The organism is Marinobacter arenosus, from assembly GCF_019264345.1.
GTDB classification, from domain to species: domain Bacteria; phylum Pseudomonadota; class Gammaproteobacteria; order Pseudomonadales; family Oleiphilaceae; genus Marinobacter; species Marinobacter arenosus.
In genome coordinates, this window is the sequence record NZ_JAHVAO010000001.1 from 1,435,891 (window position 1) to 1,453,923 (window position 18,033).

The following is an 18,033-nucleotide window of genomic DNA, read 5'->3' on the forward strand; positions in this document are numbered from 1 at the left end:
CCAGCCCGTGTCTTACGGGGCGTCTTCCAGCCTGCCCTGCAACACCGGCACCTGCACCGTACCCGCCACATTGACGAACGGCACCAGCGCGTCCCTCGACCAACTGGCGGGATACTGGGGGTGGAATCCGTAGATCAGCAGGGCAAGTTCGTCTCCGGCTTCCAGGGCTTCCGCAACACCGACCAACTCAATCACCGCCTGATCCTTGAGCCCCCGAACCGGTTTAATCTGATCGTCGATCAGCTGCCATCGACTCTCGTCAGCCCCCCGCTTACCGAGGCCGACAAACACGATCGGGTCGCACCCCGGCGCGTAAGGGTCCAGTTCGATATCGCAGGTGGAGCGACCGGCCAGATCCGATACCGTGAGCCTGGCCGTCGGAATCCCACCCAAGGTCAGGCCGTTGGCACCGGCTACGCCCAGAATCAGGGCCGCAGGCGGTTGGGATGCGGATGCCACCGCTTCGTAGCCCGACGCCACCGGCGACTCCGTCGCCACGGCCCGCTCGATCACGGTGTCGCCCCGGAGCACTCCACCCTCGCGATCCGGTGCCGGAAAACCGTCCACAGGGACACGGATTGACTGACCGTCGTCCAGGGACAGACACACCTCCGACTCCGTGCCATCAAAGTAACCCGCCAGCGGCTTGCCCTGCAGATGATGTTCCAACCAGTTCAGCGTTGCGTCCGAAATCGAGATAGAGCCGCAGGCAAACTGACCCGCCGCCCCCTGGAATCCTGGCAGCTCCAGCAACTCGGCGGTGGGGTCCACATATTCCGCGGGCTGCAGTTCGTCCGGCGCCTCCACCGGCAGGATGTGCCCCGTCTGATGGGTCAGCAGCCGCACATCGCCCCCGAGGGCGCTCAGGCACTCGAAGTTGCGCCAGGCCTCATTGAAATTGAACAGGGTGTCTTTCATGCCCTGGGTCAGCAGGACATCCACGTTCGAATACGGCGTTGGCGCCACATCGAACGCGGGAGGATTAATCTGGTAGTTCAGCAAATCCGGGGAATCAGAAATGGAAACCGGCTGGCCGGTGCAACGATACGCGGGGCTGTGGTAGTAGAAGAAATCAAGGCCGGCTTCGGGGAATCGGTTCAGCGTGGCGCCCTGCGCGAGTATTTCGCGAATAATGGGGTCCAGACCGCCGTTACCCTCGCCGGTCGAACCGGCTTCACCGCCTGCCACAAGCACCAGATCCCATCCGGTCTTGATGACATCGCCCGGATTCAGGCTGTCGCGCAAATCGTACCAGGTGATGTCCGGCACCAGGGCATCCAGCCGCTGCCCCGGATCCTGGCCGTGCAGCAGCAGCTGGTATCCACCGCCATAACTGCCGCCAATCGCACCAGCCACAAGGTTGGGGTTCAATTCCGCAGGCAGATCAGGCTCATTACGGTATTGCAGGTAGTCCAGGTTACCCTCGGCCCAATCGAGAATCTGGATCAGGTCCCGACCCTCGAACTCGGGATCCATCACCCGGACCGTGCCGGTACTCTCACCAAATCCGCGCTGGTCGATGGAGATGACGGCGAAGCCCGCCTGGCGATAGTTCTCGAAACCGTCCGTCGTCCGGGACCCACCGAATCCGTGGCCATGGAGTACCAGCGGGTGGCCCCGGGTGCAGTCGATGCCACCGATGGGTTCGAGCACTTGAAACGCGATGGTTTCACCGCTGGCGGAGGTCAGCATGACCGGGTAGCTGCGGCCACCCTCCCTGGGCGCGTCGTCCGTGCAGGACACGGGAGGTGGCAGTTGGCATTGGGGAGGTGCCCCCTCACCCGGGTTATCACAGCTTTGTCCGGGCGCGGCGCTGCTCTGGGCTGACGGACTGGATGCACCGTCGGAAGAGCTTTCGACGCATCCGGCAACGGCCAGGGCAAGCAAGACGGGTATCAGGCGAAAAGGGCGCATCCCGAAACGGATGGAATGAGGCATTTGTTGTTCTCCTTGTTGTTTCATTCAGAAAGCAACAAGGGATAACGGGACAATGTAACATTATGTTCCAAATTGCCCCGACAAAGGCCCAAAAGGACAACTACGACGCCCCAACCTTCGCGTGACGTTTCAGGTTCCCACGACCGTCACGGCCCCATGCGCGTGCCTGACAATCTTCTCGCTGACACTGCCCAGCGTGAGACTGCGTACCAGGGAGTAGCCGCGCCGACCCAGGACCAGGTGGGTGCCCGGATGGGCGTTCATGTATTCGAGAATCTCGTGGGCCGGGTCTCCGCTGAGAAGAATTTCTTCGGCCACGTCAGCCTGGCCACCCATGACCTCCTTGGCGGCGCTAAACACTTTCCGTCGGTACTCGTGCTTTCCCGCTTCGATTTCTTTGTGCTCGACGCCGGAAATCACCAGTACCGACTCTTTCGACGCAGGGTACACGGTCAGAAGTTTCAGCGGGTGACCCGTGGCTTCAGCCAGTTCCGCGGCCAGTTTTGCCGCGCTCAGTGACTGCACCGAGCCATCACAGGCAACCACAATACTCGGAGAACTCTTTTCCATGGCGACACCTCGTTCGCTGGATGTATGTTCTCCAATTATCACCGCCTGGGGCCGGGCTTGGTTGATTCAGGTCAACACCTCGGGGTCTCACGAACCTTTCTGAACGACGACCTGATCCAGCGGTCTTCGCAGGGAGCGAGGCGACTCCGGCCCCCGCCCGATCCGGACAACCAGGTCCGGTCGCTGGTCGCCAAGGCCCAGAAAGCGGCCGAACTCCGCCCGTACAGACGCCACCTCGACAGGCTGGTTGATGAATGCAGTGCACAGGTTCATTGCGGTTGCCTGCAGCGCAAGACGCTCGTAACACCGACCCGCCTGAATCCAGTGGGGTATGTCGTTGGTTTCCGATACCAGCACCGCAATGGCCGACGAACTCCGGATGTGCGCCAGATCTTTCCGATTCTGCTTCTTTGCGGAAAGTCCCAGGCGCATCGCGAGCAATCCAAGCCACCGCGGGACCTCAGGATTGCCCATGGCGCGTCCATAAAGGCCGTCGCCCAAACGCACCGCTTCCTGTCCGTTGAAGCGAACCCAGGATTTCAGCTCGCGAATCCACGCCGGGTCGCCCATCTGCAAGGCATTACCCTCAGCCACAAACTGGCCGATTCGTTCTTTCCGTTCGCTATCGGTAATCAGCCTGACGGAGACGCCGTCGCCCTGGCCGGCCTTCTCAAGCGTCCGCAGCTCCGCGTCAGTGAGCGGAGATTCATCGTATTGCACCCGGCTACACTGCCGCTTGGGAATAGCATCGAACAAGGGCGAACGAAACGGTGGCGCTTCCTCAAAGTCGATTTGCACGCCCGACCGGGCGCCGTCATAGGCGTATTGCCCCTTCAGCCCCGCAGCCTCCGCTGCCAGCAGAAGATTCTCGGTGGCACAGCCGAGGCTCGCGTAAAGATGGTGATCGTCGGGATCGACCGCCGGGCAGCGCCTGGAGAAATCGGGAAGAATGCGGATCCGGTTGGGTTCCAGTTCGAACCGCCAGGGTTGGGTGTTGTGACTCGACGCTGCCAGCACCGCGTAATGCAGAAGCACCCGATAGTCACGGCGGGCGTCGTCCAGTGGCCGGTGTTGCCACGTCTCGTTCACACGGTCGGAGTAGTCCATGGTGTCGTCCTTGAAGGCGGTCAGATCCCATCAAAAAAGAGCGCCAGCGCACTCGTGATCAACGCAAACAGGATAGTCAAACCGACCAGGGTCATCCACGGGAACGGCTGCCTGGGTGGTTCCGGCGCAAGCTGGGCTTCCAGGTAGTACTTGAGCAATCGGGTGTTGCGGGTGTTCGCCTTGTAGACCGCATCGAAGGCATCCCCCACCACCGGCAACAAGCCACCCAGAAAGTCGATGCCGATGTTGCGCAACATTCGCAGTTTCAGCGCCGTGCCGGCTCCGGCACGATGCGCTTCGATGAGTACGTAACCCGCCAGTACCAGACCCGCGAGGTCACCGATGCCCGGTAACAGGCCAATCACGGCATCCGCACCAATCGTGACGCCCGTGAACGGGATTCGGATGCTGCTGTCGGTAAACCGGCTGAACTTCTCCAGCCGTTGAAGTATTGCCCGTTGCCGGGCCTCAGTGGGCTTCTTCATGACACCTCCGGAACCAGGTATTCAGTCGGCTTCCCGAGCTTCGGTGGACGGCACCTTCAGCATCAGCAGGAAGCCAATCAGCAGGAACACCAGAATGGTACTCATGCCCCAGCGCTGGCTGTCGGTAACCGCGGTCACCCACCCGACCAGCAACGGGCCGGCAAAGGCGGTGGCCTTGCCGGAGAAGGCGAACAAACCGAACATCTGGGTCTGTAGGTGGGGTGGAGCCACCCGCGCCAGATGTGACCGGCTGGCCGATTGCAGTGGCCCAACGAATATCCCCAGTATCATGCCCCACACCCAGAACGCGGTGGCTCCCTCCACCACCAGGATCGCCAGGGCACTGCTGCCCAGGCCCACCAGGGACATCAGAATGGTGTTGCGTCCACCCAGGGCGTCGTCAATCCAGGCAAACCCCAGTGCCCCGAGGCCGGCCGTCACGTTCAGGGCAATGGCAAACTGCAGGACTTCGGTGGGTCCCATATTGAAGGTGCCGGCGGCGTAAACGCCTCCAAACGTGAAGATGGTGGCCAGGCCATCCGTGTACAGCATTCGCGCAACGAGGAAGCGGACGATGTCCTTGTACTGGCGCACGTGGGCGATGGATTCCTTCAACTGAGCGAACCCGGCCCGGGTCGCCTCGGCCATGCCCAGCCCGGTGGGGGGCCTGTCCGGGATGAAGAAAAACGCTGGCAGGGCAAATATGAGATACCAGACAGCCACCAGAACGAACGTAGCGCGAACGTGCTCGGCCTGATCCCGGTCGAGGTTAAAAAGGTTGGCATCGGCCTCGATAAAACCGTAGAGCGCGATGACAAGGCTGGTAATGCCACCCACGTAACCCAGGCCCCAGGCCCAGCCTGACCAGCGGCCGGTGCGCTCCTGGCTGGCCAGGTCCGGCAGCATGGCGTTGTAGAAGATAAAGGCGAACTCGGCGCCCAGGGTGCCGAGCCCCACCCACAACGCGGCGCTCCAGAACTGATCCTGATCCGGCGTGATGGTCCACAGCATGGCGGACGCCATGACACACAGCACGGTAAAGCTGATCAGCCAGGGTTTGCGCCGCCCGGACTGGTCCGCGATGGCCCCCAGAATCGGCGCCAGAATCGCGATGAAGACACCGGAAATGCCCACAATGTTGCCCCAGGCGTTGGTGCCGGCAACCTCATCCTGCACCACCGATACGCTGAAATACTGGGCGAAGACAAAGGTGAGAATGATGGTGAAAAAGGCGCTGTTGGCCCAGTCATACAACGCCCAGGACCAGAGTGCCCGTTTGTCTTCCTGCGCACCCGACGGCGGGACTTCGGTGGGCTTTTCCATTGCATCTCCACAACCAGTTGAAAAGATAGAGGCTTAGCAAGGGTAGCTTAACCGTATTGGAAAGCCTCGAGAAATGTCTCAAAACACGTCGCCGTAGTCCCTGCACGCCGAGTGTCGGTGCCCGATCAGCCTTCACCGGACCAATGCTCGCGACTCAGTTCCGCGATCTGGCGTTGCGTTTCGGGGACAATCCAGCGTAAAACGGAGCTGCCCCTTATACCGCAGGAGACCTCATGCCCTACCAGTTCGAAGACCTCAAGAAGGCCTGTCCCGCAGAGTGGCAGGCATACATCGAACATCGCTTTGTGACTCAACTGGGAGATGCCTCGCTCGCACCGGAGGCGTTCCAGCATTACCTGAAACAGGACTATCTGTTTCTGATCCAGTTCGCCCGGGCCTTTGCCCTGGCCGCCTACAAAAGTCCGACCCTGTCCGACCTGAAACACGCCAAAGACGGCCTGCAGGCCATTGTCGATGTAGAGCTGGACCTGCACATCAGCTATTGCAGGGAATGGGGTATTTCCGAAGAAGAGCTTGCCCGCCTCCCCGAAGCGCGGGCGACGCTTGCCTACACCCGCTACGTGCTCGACACCGGCAACCGGGGTGATCTGCTGGACCTGCATGTGGCGCTCTCCCCGTGCATGGTGGGCTACGGCGAAATCGCCAACTGGCTGAACCGCCGCGCGGACACGGTTCGGGGCGAGAGCAACCCCTACGACGACTGGATTGCCATGTACGAGAGCGACGAATTCCAGGCGGCCATGCAGGCGGAGATTCGCTGGCTGGATGAGCGACTGGCCGAGGTGTCCCCGTCACGGTTCGAGCAACTGACCCGAATCTTCAGAGACGCCACCCGGCTCGAAATTGATTTCTGGGAGATGGGGCTCAGTCAGAGCGATTGAGCCACGGTAACCGTGAGCCTGTCAGGCTGACGCCTACAGGCTCAACGTCGGCTGTTCGACACCCTGGCCTCGCTACATCTGAATAACAAAGTCCTCGTAATCAAAGCGAACCTTCGCCAAGTCGGCGCTGTGATCCCGCGCACTGCGACGTCCCAGGGCTACGATCGAGGAGGACTCGAGCCCACGTTCCGTCAACCCCAACACCTGATCGTAGGCTTGGCGATCAAAACCAGTCATCGGGCAACTGTCAATTTGAAGCACCGCCGCGGCGGTCAGCAGCGTTCCAAGCGCGATGTAGGCTTGCTGGTGTGCCCATTCTCTTTTTTCGGCCTGTGACTTCGAGGCCAGCGATTGCCTCATGTGCCCGGCATACCCTGCAATGTCCTCGTAGGCCCCTCCTCTGGCCTTCAAATACTGCGCCACGTAACGGTCTACGGTTTGGTCACCGATTCGGGTGTCAGCGGCGAACACGATCAGGTGAGAGCAATCCAGCACCTTCTGTTGGCCGAAGGAGTGCGGCAACAGGTCTCTGCGCACCGCACCAGATTCAACGATGATCAATTTGTAGGGCTGTAAGCCGTAGGAAGAGGCACTTTTCCGGGCCGCGTCGACCAGCGTCTCGACGGTCTGGGAACTCAATTTCTCCGGCGAGAATTCACGAACCGCATAGCGCCAGTCCAGGGCTGCATGGACGTTGATCATCGGCCCGCCGTGCAGGCCCTGGCAATCAGACGCAGCGACCTCGCCAGCCGATTCGGGCGCTGGGGACACGGACGGAGCCGTGGACGTGAACAGTTGGGTTTCGCGTTTCATAACGGTGCCTCCTTGAGGGTGGAGTCGACACTCTATGAAACCGCCAGAGATGCTAAAACAGATGAAATGGAACTACATAGTTTCCGTTATGGAAAGAATAAGCCGTGCAACGTGATTCACCCTGAGCGGGCCGCCCTACTCCCAGTAGGGTCTGTCGCCCAGGTGCCGGTCCAGGTGTTCCAGCAACAGCTGGACTTTTGTCGGTCGCTTTCGGCCCGGCGGGAAAAGCGCGAAGATGGTGTAGGGCTTGGGCGGGTAGTCCGCCAGCAGGGGAATCAGGGCGCCGCGGTCAATATCCGCCTGCACCAGAAAGCGCGGCAACAACCCCACGCCCACGCCTCGCAGCAGGCTCTGGCGAATCGCGAGGCTACTGTCAGTCCGGAAATTACCGTTCACGGTGACTTCCTCTTCCCCCAGTTCCCAGATCCTGGGCCGATCGTGAAAGGTGAAGGCCAGGCAGTTATGCCGTACGAGGTCCGCGGGCGAACGAATCTCGGGGGCGTTGTCGAGGTATCCGGGCGATGCACAGACGATGTTCCTGGACGTCAGGAGCGGCTTGGCAAGCAGGGTGGAGTCGGAGAGTGAACTGCGCACACGGATCGCCATATCAACGCCCTGTTCGACCAGATCGACCATGCGATCACTCAATTGCAGGTCCACGGTGATGTCGGGGTATCGATGCAGGAAACTGTCTATGGCTTCCGTGATGTGAGTAAGGCCAAAGGACATGGGCACGTTCAGTCGAATCGCCCCCTTGGGTTCCGCCTGGAAGCCCCGGGCCTCGAGCTCGGCCTCTTCAAGGTCATCCAGAAGCGCCTGGGTTCGGCTGAGAAAAGCCAGGCCGGCATCGGTCAGGCTCATCCGGCGCGTCGTGCGATTGATCAGGCGGGTATCGAGGTCTCGCTCGAGAAACGCGATGTGCTTACTGACCGTCGCAGCAGTAATGTCCAGATCGTCGGCCGCTTTCGTGAAGCTACCCAGTTCCGCGACCCGCCGAAAAATCCTCATGGCGTTGAGCTTGTCGGTAGCCACCTTCTTCTCCCACATCTTTTCCAGATTGGAACAAGTGTTATTCGGAACACTCCGATTATCAACCCAATAAACTCCGACACACTGAGATCCATCACGTTCTTGGTTTCACGTTGGAGCAAGCCCCATGTCCACATCGATACAACAACGCCTGACCCTGTCACCCCAGACCATCGTCTGGGGGCTGCTGATCGCCAATGGCTTTCTGATTGCCCTGATGCTGGCGCTGGCGAAATCGGCAACAGCGTCCGGTGTTCCCGCCCTTACCTACGCCTTCTGGCAAACACTGATCGCGGGCCTGGTTCTGTTTTTGCGTTCGCCGACGTTTGCATGGGCCCCGGAGACACGGCTGACCACCTACTTTGTCATCAGTGGCCTCACAGGCATCGCCGTTCCCAATGCCATTGCCTTCTACCTGGTTACCAAGCTGGGCGCCGGCTTTACTGCCATCATGTATGCATTACCCCCGATATTCACCTTCCTGATCGCGACCACGATGGGTCTGGAAAAACGGAGCTGGATCAAGCTTGCGGGCCTGTCGGTCGCGGTGTCCGCCTGTGCCTGGATTGTGCTTCAGCGACATTCCGAGATGGCCCAGCCGAACGGTCTTTGGTTCGCCCTCGGCTTACTGATCCCGACCGCGCTGTCGATCGGTAATGTTTACCGGTCCGTTGCCTGGCCGGCCCGGGCCAAACCGATGGCTCTGGCTACGGGCACCCTGCTCGCCGCAGCCGCACTGCTTGGCGTACTCGCCGTCTTGTCCGGAACCCAACTGAAGGTATTGGAGTTCGGACCCCGAGTGGTATCGATCATCCTCCTGCAGGGCCTGCTCACAGCATTGACCTACTATTGCGGGTTCGAACTTCAGAAGCGTTCCAACCCGGTGTTCTACAGTCAGCTTGGTGCCGTGGCGGCCGTGTTCGGGTTGGTCATCGGGGTGGTGTGGTTTAGCGAGCGATACTCGCTAACCATCTGGCTGGGGGCGGTGATCGTCATTGCCGGGCTGCGCCTGAGCAATCGCACACCGCGGCACTCGGCATGAGTGGATAACCGCCACGGCCCTCAATAGAAACTGGCAAGGGGGTTGAGGGAGAGGGCATGGTCAATGCCGAGTTCCCGCCGCGCAAACCCGGCCTCGGGCCAGAACAACAACCAGCCAAGGGCGGCAACGTTCAAAAGTACGCAGAGCCAGAAGCCAAACTGGAAGGACCCCTTGCGGGTTTTGTGGCGAAAAAGCTGCTGGGCAACCAGGGCCCCGGGCCAGCCACACAGCAGTTCCAACACATGCAGGCGGTTCTCCGGCACCCGTCGATGGCCTTTCACGGCCGCGCCTTTGTCCATGGCATACATCACCAGTGCCAGCAGGCTCATACCGGCGTAGGCCGCCGGCACAAGCACGGGCAGGTACCCGAATCGGTAGGCACTGCCCAACCCGCCGATCACGCCAATCGCTACCAGCAAGGCCAGCCAGAAACCGGGCGCTACACTCGCGCTGAGCCTACCAATACCGGCGTACTGGAACTTCCCGGCCCGAATGCGGCCCTGGGAATCTTCCGTGAGCGAGTATCTCACCTCCCGATTTGCCGACGGCCGGCCACGGCCTGCATAGGCGCTGATGTGAGCGAAGACGCGCTCACCACCGACAGCCGGAGTGATGAAGCCGAAGCCTTTATCGTCGCTCCACGCGGTGAGTAATCCTTTGTGATGCAAGGGGCGTTCTCCCTTCAATGCCTGAATTTTCCGGGGATTATAGCCGCGCTCGATAGCCATGAACCACCATGGCCGAAATGTGTGCACCATTTCCGGGACTCTCCCCGAAAATCGCACCAGGGAAACGCACGCCACCCTGCCCCCATCCCGGCAACCAACCTGCATTGTGCATTGTGCACAAGCGACGTTCGAGATTCCGGAGCCTACCACCGGCTTTACCCACCCATGGCACAAACGTTGCCATCTCCCAACGTGTTTACTCACGATACGGAGAGATCGTCATGACCACCCAGGTAACCCCGAAAGAACAGGACTACCCCCTGAGCCCCGTCCCCATGGATCAACGCAAAAGCGTCTGGTCCATGGGCCTGGTGCTTCTTGGCTTCACCTTCTTCACCGCCACCATGTGGGCCGGTGGCAGTGTCGGTGTCGCATTTGATTTCCCGACCATGCTGATGGTGCTGGCCATCGGAAACCTGCTGCTGGGCACCTACGCCGCCGTGCTCGGCTATATTGCCGCGAAAACCGGCCTGAATACGGCCCTGATGAGCCGGTTCACTTTCGGCGAAGTGGGCAGCAAACTCTCGGACATCATTCTCGGCTTCACCCAGATCGGCTGGTACGCCTGGGGCACTGCGACCATGGCCATCCTCCTGGTCAAGCTGACGGGCATGCCAGAAAGCCTGACCACACCGTTGATGGTGGTGTTCGGGTTCGGTTTCTGCGTGACCGCCTTCATCGGCTATCGGGGGCTGGAACTGCTGTCCCGGTTTGCGGTGCCCGCCATGATTATTCTGGTTGCCGTCAGCATGACCATCGCCACCTCCGATGCCGGTGGCCTGTCCGGCTTGCTGGCGATTACCCCGGCGAATGACATGACCATCGCCGCTGCCATCACGCTGGTGTTCGGCACCTTTGTGAGCGGTGGCACCCAGGCCACCAACTGGACCCGGTTTGCCAGGACCGGCAAGACTGCCGTGATCGCGACACTGCTGGCGTTCTTTCTTGGCAATGGCCTGATGACCCTGATCGGCGCCTTTGGGGCACTGGTATACCAGCAGGCCGATATCGTCGACATCATGGTCGCCCAGGGACTGGCAACGCTCGGCATCCTGATGCTGTTCCTGAACCTCTGGACCACCCAGGACAACACCGTCTACAACTTCGCCGTCGCCGGCTGCAACCTGCTGCGCACCCGTCGCCGCAAACTGGTCACCATCGCCGGTGCGGCCATCGGCACCGTGCTCGCCGTGATGGGCATGTACGAATGGCTAATTCCATTTCTCGTACTCCTTGGTACCTTTATCCCGCCCATCGGCGGCGTGATCATGGCCAGCTACTTTGTCGGCTACAAACGCCACTACCCGGATCTGACCCAGGTAACCCTGCCGGCCTTCAATGTTCCCGGCCTTGTGGCCTATGCCATCGGTTCGGCGGCGGCCTACACTTCACCGTGGATCGCGCCCATTGTGGGTGTGGTTGTTGCCGCCGCGAGTTACGGCCTCGCTCTTCTGATCAGCCAGGCCGTGCGCGAACGCAGAGCCCAGGTAATAGGAGCCCTTTAAGTGCCACTGCGATGCCGGGACATCCCTCGCCTCCCCGGCCTCGAGGCCATCCGGCTGCGGGGCGGAAGCGCCGCCGCGGACAACGCAATCCGCTGGCCCTACGTGGCAGAAAACCGCTCGTTCAAGGTCTGGGTCAAGGGCGGCGAGCTGGTGTTCGTCACCGGGATCAGCCGGCATCGCAGCCCACAGAACCTCGCCGAATGCCTGTACGAGGGCAAGGAGTGCAACATTTCCGGGCTGGTGGTGCTCACCGGAGATGCCTACATCGGACAGTTGCCGAACACGCTGTGCCGCCTGGCGGACGAGCTGTCGATCCCGTTGTTCGAGCAGCCCTATTCCCTGCCGATGATCGAGGTGACCGAAACCATCGGCCGCGCCGTTGTCTGGTCTGAACACACCGGCGGGCAGGCCCTCGAGGCTGCAACACTGGCCGGCTCGGCCGACCTGCTGGAGGCGTGGATCGACTGCCGCGGCAACCAGAGCGCCATGGCCGACACCCTCGGTTGCCACCGGAATACGGTTCGCAACCGAATGAACCAAATGACCGAATCGCTGCCCAAGGGCATCGACCCGGCCGAGCACTTCAAGACACTGCTGCTGGCTCACCTGCTGTTAAAGCCCTAACCATCCGCGAGCCACGTAAAGGAGACAACATGACCGAACACCTGGATGCCATAGTAAACGCCCACTTACCCGAGCATGACGGCCTGCATCGCCTGACCATCACCGGGGGCCGCTTCGCCGAGATTACCGCACAGACGGATCGTGTGGCGGCCCGGGCCAATGAACTGGATGCAGACGGCAACCTGGTCACCCCGGCCTTTGTGGAACCGCACATCCACCTGGACGCGGCCATGACAGCGGGTGAGCCCCGCTGGAACCAGAGCGGCACCCTGTTCGAGGGCATCGAGTGCTGGTCCGAGCGCAAGGCCACCCTGAACCACGAGGACGTCATCAGCCGGGCCACCCGAACCCTCAAACTCTTCGCCGCCCATGGCATTCAGTACGTGCGCACCCACGTGGATGTGACTGACCCAAGCCTGACAGCGCTCAAGGCCATGCTGGAGGTGCGGGAGCAAACCGCCAGCTATGTAGACCTGCAGATCGTCGCCTTTCCCCAGGAAGGCATCTGGTCCTTCCCGAACGGCCGGGATCTGATGGAAGAGGCCATTCGTCTGGGCGCTGACGTGGTGGGCGGCATCCCCCATTTCGAGTTTACCCGGGATTACGGCGCCGAATCGGTTCGATGGTTGGTAGAGTTGGCCTACAAACACGATCGCCTCGTAGACGTACACTGCGACGAAATCGACGACCCGGAATCCCGGTTCCTGGAGGTGCTCGCTGCCGAAGCCCTGCGGCTGGATTACGGTTCCCGGGTCACTGCCAGCCACACCTGCGCCATGGGCACCTACAACAATGCCTATTGCAGCCGGCTGTTCCGGTTGCTGAAAAAATCCGGCCTGCGGTTCCTGTCCATGCCCACCGAAAGTCTGCACCTGCAAGGGCGCTTTGATGGCTACCCGAAGCCGCGGGGCCTTACCCGCGTCCCCGAACTGCTGGATGCCGGCCTGAAAGTGGCCTTTGGCCAGGACTCCATCCGGGACCCCTGGTACCCGATTGGCAACGGCAACATGCTGCGCACCCTAGATGTCGGCCTGCACGCCTGCCACATGCTGGGGATGAGTCAGATCAACCGCTCGCTCGAACTTATCACCGACAACGGCGCTGCCGCCCTGGACCTCAAGGAATACGGCATTGCCAAGGGCATGCCGGCGCGGTGCATCGTGCAGCAGGGACAGACACCCTACGAAGTATTGCTGGGCCAGCGACCGGTGCTGGCCTCGGTTCGGGATGGGAAAGTATTGGTAAGGCGGGAGGCCACAGATTACGAGGCAGGCCTACTGCTCTGACGCCTCGGCCTGCTCCTGCCGTAACTTGGCCCGAACGTTCATCAGAACTTTGCCATAGGCGTTGTGGCCACGACGATCGCGGCCACACCCCCAGAAGTAGTCGAAATTGCTGTTCTCGACGATCTTCTGGTCACCGGTATCAAGCAGCGCTTGCGCCAGGTCGGGATAGGTGCGGCAGCGGGTATACACCGCGCGCGTCATGACGGTTTCACGGACCTTTTTCCAGTCCGGCCGCAAGCTTTTATGGCGCTTGCGGCCCAGCTTTCCCGCCCGAGCCGGCGTGGTCGACGTCCGGATCTTTTCCTGCCGGTTCTCATCAGTGAACTTCATGCCCTGGAAGTAGTGCTCCACCGTGGGCCAGACTTTGCCGTCCAGCTCGAAGCTGTAAGGCGCATGGGTTCCGAAAGGGTTGTCTGGATCGGTTCGTGAGAGGAACAGATCGTTCTCGCCGTTGTCGTCAGGGAAAAGAGACATAATTGCTATCGCCCGGGAAATGAAACCTGAGTTTACCGGAGGCACTCTCCCAGATCACTCTTGAGCAGAACAATGGTGGGCTTGCCATTCCAGGCAACTTCATCCAAGTTCACAGTGCAGCCTGACCACGTAACGAGGATTCATGGAATTTACCTTTCTGGGCACATCGGCCGGCACACCGACACGTTCAAGAAACGTAACCGGCCTGGCACTCTCGCACTCCGGCCACAAACCCTGGTACCTGGTGGACTGCGGCGAAGGCACCCAACACCAACTGCTGCGTGCCCACCACTCGGTCATGCAGTTGCAGGCGATCTTCATCACCCACATTCACGGAGATCACACCTTTGGCCTCCCGGGGCTACTCACCAGCGCCTCCATGCTCGGTCGCACGGAACCGCTGGACATCATCGCACCGGCTCAGGTGGAACGGTTCATCAACACGACCCTGGAAAACAGCGACTCCAGCCTCAGCTACCCGCTGAAGTTCATCGATTCCGAAGCACCGAATTTCTACTGGCAGGATGAGCACGTCGGGGTGACCAATGTGGCCCTGTCCCATCGGGTCCCCTGTCGGGCCTACGTGTTCACCGAGCGTAATCTGGAGCGGCAACTGTTGGTCGACAAGCTGCGGGAGGATGGCATCGACGCCGGCCCGAGCTGGGGCGAGCTGCAGAAAGGCCATGACATAACGCTTGCGGATGGCCGTGTACTGCGGAGCGACGACTACACACAGGTTCCCCGGATTGCCCGCCGCGTGATCGTCGCGGGCGACAACGACAACCCGGGCTTACTGGCCGAGGCCTGCGCAGGCAGCCACGTATTGGTTCACGAGGCCACCTATACCCAGGAAGTGGCCGATCGGGTCGGGCCCTGGCCACAACACAGTTCCGCCGAACAGGTCGCGCGGTTCGCCCAGCAGGTCCAGCTGCCTAACCTGGTGCTCACCCACTTCAGCCCCCGGTACCAGTCCCGGCCCGAGGGCACACCCAACATCAACCAGGTGGCCGCTGAAGCCATGCAGTTTTACCAGGGCCAGCTGTTCCTGGCCCAGGACTTCGATACCTACCGGCTGGATAAGGACCTGTCCCTAAGCCGCATCCCGCCCGATTAACCGCAGACTGATCTGTTCAATGTGGCGCTGGTCGGTACCGCAACAGCCGCCCACCACATTGATGTTGGGGAAGTGGTTCAGCAGGCGACGGTAATCCAACCCGAATTCCTCCGGGTCGCCATCGTCCAACTTTTCGGCTTCATCCAGTTCCGCGTGACTGCACCGGGAGGCATTGGCCCGAATTCCGCGAATACGGTCGATGTGCTCCATCTCCGCCAGGCTCGATTCAAAGTGACTGGGGTGGGCACAATTGACCATGTAATAGGCCGGGTAGCCACCGGAAACCTCATCGACAAGGGCGATGGCCTCATCAAGGGTCTCACCGCTCGGGAGTCGGCCATCGGTTTCCACGGTAAAGGAAATAACCGCCGGAATGCCCTGATCCCGGGCGGCCAGCGCGATGCCCGAGCCCTCCTCAACGTAGTTCATCGTGACTGCAGTCACGCAATCGGCGGTGCTCAGTGCAAAACTGCCGATCTGGTCCGCATGGTAGTCACGGGCTTCCGTTGCTGTCATCCGGTTATCGGCGCGGTACCCATCCCCACGAGGGCCGATGCACCCGCTGATCACGTAGGGCTGATCGGCACTCTCGAATTCGTCGCGGATGGATTCCATCAAGGTGATCGCCGCGGTGTTCAGGTCATGCAGCTCCGCCTTGGTATAGCCGATTTTCTGGCCCCAGTCCGGGCTCGAACGCCAGGTCGGCGACTCCAGGATGAAGCCGAGACCTGCCTGTTTGGCGATACGGGCGTAGCTCCGATAGTAATTTTCCAGGGCGTCGCGGCCCTGTTGATCCTTCAGCAAGACGAAAGCGGCGAATTCCGGCAGATCAATTCCCTCATGAAATATCAGACTGGTTTCGAGCCCGCCATCGGTGATGAAAAGCCGGTCTCCCAGCTGTGGAAGTGCTTGTCTGTATGTGCTCATGGTGCCGTCCCTCCCGGGTTTTGGGGGTTGCTGTGAGTCTTTTATGGTAGGCATCCGGGCCGATACGGGTAAGCACTTCAGGTGGGAATTGAAATTGGCGTCAACCGGTACTAAATCAGAGGTATAAGCCGCTTGTTGGAGCGTTCCATCTGATCGTCGAGCGAAAACTGCACCCGGGGTACAGTTTCATCGATGAAAGCGAGGCCACCATGTCCAACCGATCCCATGCCACGCAGGAACGAATCCTCGCTGCCGCGGAAACCCTGATCTTGGGGCGGGGGTTTTCAAGTACCGGCATCGAGGAAATCGTGGACGCTGCCGCCATCACCAAGAGCGGTTTTTTCTACCACTATGCCGACAAGAACGAGATGGCTCGAGCGCTGGTCAAGCGATACCTGGCGAAGGACAACCAGGTGTTTACCGACCTGTTCGCCCGCGCCGACACCCTGACTGAAGATCCTCTCCAACGGCTGCTGATATTCCTGCACCTGTTTGCTGAAACCATGGCCAAAATGGAGATGACCCACCCGGGGTGCCTGGTGGTCACCTTCACCTACGAACGCTACCAGGCGGATGAGCAGGTTGCCGAATTGGTGCGTCAGGGCGTGCTGCACTGGCGAGAGCTGATTGCGGATCGGCTGGAAACCATTGCCCAGGTGTATCCACCGCGCCTGGCGGTGGACCTGGAGGAGTTGGCGGACATGTTCACCACTGTCGTCGAGGGCGGCATCCTGTTGACCCGGGTTTTCGATCAGAACAAACACCTCGGCAAACAGGTTCTGCTGTACCGAAACTTTCTGCGGATGATATTCAGCCCCGACCCCAACCGCTAACTACCTCGGACCGTCCTTTTGCCAGGGCCACCTTCCCTCGATTTCAAGGTGCAGCGTTACGCTCAAGAAGCTTCTGATGAGAATGATGAGTGCAAGGACACCGACGTTTTCCAGGGAATCGGCCACGACAACCGTCCGAATGATGTCCCCTGCGATCAGAAACTCCAGACCGAGGATGATCGAGCGCCCCAGATCCTTGCGGTATTTTTTGTAGGCCACGCCCTCTTCAAGCGTGCGATAGGTGCGAACGAAGACCGTGGTTGACACGCAGGACCCGATGACGACCACCAGGATTCCGAAGGCTTCAATCACAAATCCCACGAAGGTTATGACTTCAAGGAAATTGGCTTGCATCTCATCATCCTGGAAGGTAGCGAACCAAGTGGACCTCTCCACGCCACGACTACTCAAATCATAGTCGACGCCGGCGCGATTCTCCTCGGGTCTTTACCAGGCAAAGGATAGGTCCACGACCAGGGTCTCTGCATCAAAGCCGGTTGTCTCTTCGGTGCGACTGCCTACGTAGGACACCTTGAGCCCGGAGACGGGCGTGACCGGGTGTGCGTAACTCAGTTTCCAGCCGACATTTTGCCTGACATCGTCCTGGTCAACGCCGTTGATGCGGCTTTCACCGCCGTGGTTATAACCAAGACTGATACCCGCCCACTGCCCGGGCCCGAGTGAATAGATCAGGTGGCCATGCACAAAGTACAACGGTTCCTGTTCGAGGGAGTTGCCGTTAAAGAAATCGTCATTTTCGGCGTGGAGCGCGACCTCACCCGTCAGTTCCGTTGTCCAGTTACCCCGGCTGTGAATCACCCCAAGTTGTGGCCTGAATACGAACCGGTTTTCGCCCAGGTTGAGCAGTTTATCTTCCTCATAGCCACCGGTTGGCAGGCGCAGCACCAGCCCCACCCCCACGATCGTTTCCCGGCCCGCCGTTGCCCGATACCTGGCAAATTCCTGGCCCCGCAGAGGCGGCGCCCCGTACACGTTCATCGCGACTCGAACCAGGGTATCCGACCAGCCAACCCGTGAGGTTGACGCGGGAACACCGTTCACTAAGCCCGTCCATTTTGCCCTCTGATAAGCCTGGGTGATGTCCAGTCGCGCCGATTTCCCCAACGCCTCAAAGGTCCGAATGTATTTGGCTGCCCAGGTGTCCTGCGTTAACTCGACGTTTTCAAGTCGTAAGGTGGGGTCGAAGTAAATATCCGCTTCGGTGTGTGCGAAGGCAATGCCACCGAAATTTGCGTCCACCGGAAGGTGGTTCCACATCCGAGGTTCAGGCTCCAGGGCGAAACATGGCAACGCCAGCCCGAGCGCAAACGGG

General features: G+C 60.5%; 19 protein-coding genes. 7 read left to right on the forward strand and 12 right to left on the reverse strand.

Annotation, left to right across the window (positions count from 1 at the left end; translation table 11 throughout):
- Positions 1-12: 12 nt before the first annotated feature.
- The 5 genes from KXD86_RS06630 to KXD86_RS06650 form a co-directional block, all read right to left on the reverse strand.
- Positions 13-1,938 carry an alpha/beta fold hydrolase gene (locus tag KXD86_RS06630; RefSeq protein ID WP_218635261.1) on the reverse strand — a complete coding sequence of 642 codons (1,926 nt, stop codon included), beginning with the start codon at positions 1,936-1,938 and terminating at the stop codon, positions 13-15.
- A 129-nt stretch (positions 1,939-2,067) separates the two neighbouring features.
- Positions 2,068-2,508, reverse strand: coding sequence for a universal stress protein (locus tag KXD86_RS06635; RefSeq protein WP_218635262.1), 441 nt, complete (start codon positions 2,506-2,508; stop codon positions 2,068-2,070).
- An 87-nt stretch (positions 2,509-2,595) separates the two neighbouring features.
- Positions 2,596-3,615, reverse strand: a complete 1,020-nt coding sequence (locus KXD86_RS06640) for an Acg family FMN-binding oxidoreductase (protein WP_218635263.1) — start codon at positions 3,613-3,615, stop codon at positions 2,596-2,598.
- Between the two features lie 20 nt (positions 3,616-3,635).
- Positions 3,636-4,100 (reverse strand): DUF4112 domain-containing protein, encoded by a 465-nt coding sequence (locus KXD86_RS06645; protein WP_218635264.1) that lies wholly within the window; start codon positions 4,098-4,100, stop codon positions 3,636-3,638.
- Positions 4,101-4,121: 21 nt separating this feature from the next.
- Positions 4,122-5,423, reverse strand: coding sequence for an MFS transporter (locus tag KXD86_RS06650; RefSeq protein ID WP_218635265.1), 1,302 nt, complete (start codon positions 5,421-5,423; stop codon positions 4,122-4,124).
- 233 nt (positions 5,424-5,656) lie between these two features.
- Between KXD86_RS06650 and tenA the strand changes: the two genes are divergently transcribed.
- Positions 5,657-6,325, forward strand: coding sequence for a thiaminase II (gene tenA / locus KXD86_RS06655; RefSeq protein ID WP_218635266.1), 669 nt, complete (start codon positions 5,657-5,659; stop codon positions 6,323-6,325).
- A gap of 72 nt (positions 6,326-6,397) precedes the next feature.
- On the opposite strand, the gene KXD86_RS06660 is transcribed toward tenA, so the two are convergent.
- Complete coding sequence (locus KXD86_RS06660) at positions 6,398-7,138, reverse strand: NAD(P)H-dependent oxidoreductase (RefSeq protein WP_228739337.1); 741 nt, start codon at positions 7,136-7,138, stop codon at positions 6,398-6,400.
- A 135-nt stretch (positions 7,139-7,273) separates the two neighbouring features.
- Positions 7,274-8,170 (reverse strand): LysR family transcriptional regulator, encoded by an 897-nt coding sequence (locus KXD86_RS06665; protein WP_218635267.1) that lies wholly within the window; start codon positions 8,168-8,170, stop codon positions 7,274-7,276.
- A gap of 124 nt (positions 8,171-8,294) precedes the next feature.
- Between KXD86_RS06665 and KXD86_RS06670 the strand changes: the two genes are divergently transcribed.
- Positions 8,295-9,209, forward strand: coding sequence for a DMT family transporter (locus KXD86_RS06670; protein ID WP_218635268.1), 915 nt, complete (start codon positions 8,295-8,297; stop codon positions 9,207-9,209).
- Positions 9,210-9,229: 20 nt separating this feature from the next.
- On the opposite strand, the gene KXD86_RS06675 is transcribed toward KXD86_RS06670, so the two are convergent.
- Positions 9,230-9,967 carry a DUF1294 domain-containing protein gene (locus KXD86_RS06675; protein WP_228739338.1) on the reverse strand — a complete coding sequence of 246 codons (738 nt, stop codon included), beginning with the start codon at positions 9,965-9,967 and terminating at the stop codon, positions 9,230-9,232.
- Positions 9,968-10,158: 191 nt separating this feature from the next.
- Here KXD86_RS06675 and codB point away from each other — a divergent pair, with 191 nt between their 5' ends.
- Genes codB through codA form a run of 3 tightly spaced genes read left to right on the forward strand, consistent with a single transcriptional unit; the run spans position 10,159 to position 13,352 of the window.
- A complete protein-coding gene (gene codB / locus KXD86_RS06680) occupies positions 10,159-11,442 on the forward strand; it encodes a cytosine permease (RefSeq protein ID WP_218635269.1) in 1,284 nt (427 codons plus the stop codon).
- Positions 11,443-12,066 (forward strand): PucR family transcriptional regulator, encoded by a 624-nt coding sequence (locus KXD86_RS06685; RefSeq protein ID WP_218635270.1) that lies wholly within the window; start codon positions 11,443-11,445, stop codon positions 12,064-12,066.
- Between the two features lie 29 nt (positions 12,067-12,095).
- Positions 12,096-13,352 (forward strand): cytosine deaminase, encoded by a 1,257-nt coding sequence (gene codA / locus KXD86_RS06690; RefSeq protein WP_218635271.1) that lies wholly within the window; start codon positions 12,096-12,098, stop codon positions 13,350-13,352.
- Here the strand turns inward: codA and ybiA are convergent.
- A complete protein-coding gene (gene ybiA / locus KXD86_RS06695; protein WP_218635272.1) occupies positions 13,341-13,826 on the reverse strand; it encodes a riboflavin biosynthesis intermediates N-glycosidase in 486 nt (161 codons plus the stop codon). The genes codA and ybiA overlap by 12 nt on opposite strands.
- 142 nt (positions 13,827-13,968) lie before the next feature.
- Between ybiA and KXD86_RS06700 the strand changes: the two genes are divergently transcribed.
- The gene (locus tag KXD86_RS06700) at positions 13,969-14,940 is read left to right on the forward strand and encodes a ribonuclease Z (protein ID WP_218635273.1); all 972 of its coding nucleotides are present in this window, start codon (positions 13,969-13,971) and stop codon (positions 14,938-14,940) included.
- On the opposite strand, the gene KXD86_RS06705 is transcribed toward KXD86_RS06700, so the two are convergent.
- Complete coding sequence (locus tag KXD86_RS06705; protein ID WP_218635274.1) at positions 14,917-15,867, reverse strand: homocysteine S-methyltransferase family protein; 951 nt, start codon at positions 15,865-15,867, stop codon at positions 14,917-14,919. The two genes, KXD86_RS06700 and KXD86_RS06705, sit on opposite strands and share 24 nt — an antisense overlap.
- Before the next feature lie 209 nt (positions 15,868-16,076).
- On the opposite strand from KXD86_RS06705, the gene KXD86_RS06710 reads away from it, so the two are divergent.
- Complete coding sequence (locus tag KXD86_RS06710; protein ID WP_218635275.1) at positions 16,077-16,700, forward strand: TetR/AcrR family transcriptional regulator; 624 nt, start codon at positions 16,077-16,079, stop codon at positions 16,698-16,700.
- Here the strand turns inward: KXD86_RS06710 and KXD86_RS06715 are convergent, their stop codons facing one another.
- Both KXD86_RS06715 and KXD86_RS06720 read right to left on the reverse strand, forming a co-directional pair.
- The gene (locus tag KXD86_RS06715) at positions 16,701-17,054 is read right to left on the reverse strand and encodes a DUF1622 domain-containing protein (RefSeq protein WP_218635276.1); all 354 of its coding nucleotides are present in this window, start codon (positions 17,052-17,054) and stop codon (positions 16,701-16,703) included.
- A 93-nt stretch (positions 17,055-17,147) separates the two neighbouring features.
- Positions 17,148-17,978, reverse strand: coding sequence for a transporter (locus KXD86_RS06720; protein ID WP_218635277.1), 831 nt, complete (start codon positions 17,976-17,978; stop codon positions 17,148-17,150).
- Positions 17,979-18,033 lie beyond the last annotated feature (55 nt).

Bases quoted from the DNA above. Each gene is read 5' to 3' on its own strand.
- KXD86_RS06630 (WP_218635261.1), bottom strand. From the start codon at position 1,938: ATGCCTCATTCCATCCGTTTCGGGATGCGCCCTTTTCGCCTGATACCC.
- KXD86_RS06635 (WP_218635262.1), bottom strand. From the start codon at position 2,508: ATGGAAAAGAGTTCTCCGAGTATTGTGGTTGCCTGTGATGGCTCGGTG.
- KXD86_RS06640 (WP_218635263.1), bottom strand. From the start codon at position 3,615: ATGGACTACTCCGACCGTGTGAACGAGACGTGGCAACACCGGCCACTG.
- KXD86_RS06645 (WP_218635264.1), bottom strand. From the start codon at position 4,100: ATGAAGAAGCCCACTGAGGCCCGGCAACGGGCAATACTTCAACGGCTG.
- KXD86_RS06650 (WP_218635265.1), bottom strand. From the start codon at position 5,423: ATGGAAAAGCCCACCGAAGTCCCGCCGTCGGGTGCGCAGGAAGACAAA.
- tenA (WP_218635266.1), top strand. From the start codon at position 5,657: ATGCCCTACCAGTTCGAAGACCTCAAGAAGGCCTGTCCCGCAGAGTGG.
- KXD86_RS06660 (WP_228739337.1), bottom strand. From the start codon at position 7,138: ATGAAACGCGAAACCCAACTGTTCACGTCCACGGCTCCGTCCGTGTCC.
- KXD86_RS06670 (WP_218635268.1), top strand. From the start codon at position 8,295: ATGTCCACATCGATACAACAACGCCTGACCCTGTCACCCCAGACCATC.
- KXD86_RS06675 (WP_228739338.1), bottom strand. From the start codon at position 9,967: ATGGTGCACACATTTCGGCCATGGTGGTTCATGGCTATCGAGCGCGGC.
- codB (WP_218635269.1), top strand. From the start codon at position 10,159: ATGACCACCCAGGTAACCCCGAAAGAACAGGACTACCCCCTGAGCCCC.
- codA (WP_218635271.1), top strand. From the start codon at position 12,096: ATGACCGAACACCTGGATGCCATAGTAAACGCCCACTTACCCGAGCAT.
- ybiA (WP_218635272.1), bottom strand. From the start codon at position 13,826: ATGTCTCTTTTCCCTGACGACAACGGCGAGAACGATCTGTTCCTCTCA.
- KXD86_RS06700 (WP_218635273.1), top strand. From the start codon at position 13,969: ATGGAATTTACCTTTCTGGGCACATCGGCCGGCACACCGACACGTTCA.
- KXD86_RS06705 (WP_218635274.1), bottom strand. From the start codon at position 15,867: ATGAGCACATACAGACAAGCACTTCCACAGCTGGGAGACCGGCTTTTC.
- KXD86_RS06710 (WP_218635275.1), top strand. From the start codon at position 16,077: ATGTCCAACCGATCCCATGCCACGCAGGAACGAATCCTCGCTGCCGCG.
- KXD86_RS06715 (WP_218635276.1), bottom strand. From the start codon at position 17,054: ATGCAAGCCAATTTCCTTGAAGTCATAACCTTCGTGGGATTTGTGATT.
- KXD86_RS06720 (WP_218635277.1), bottom strand. From the start codon at position 17,978: ATGTGGAACCACCTTCCGGTGGACGCAAATTTCGGTGGCATTGCCTTC.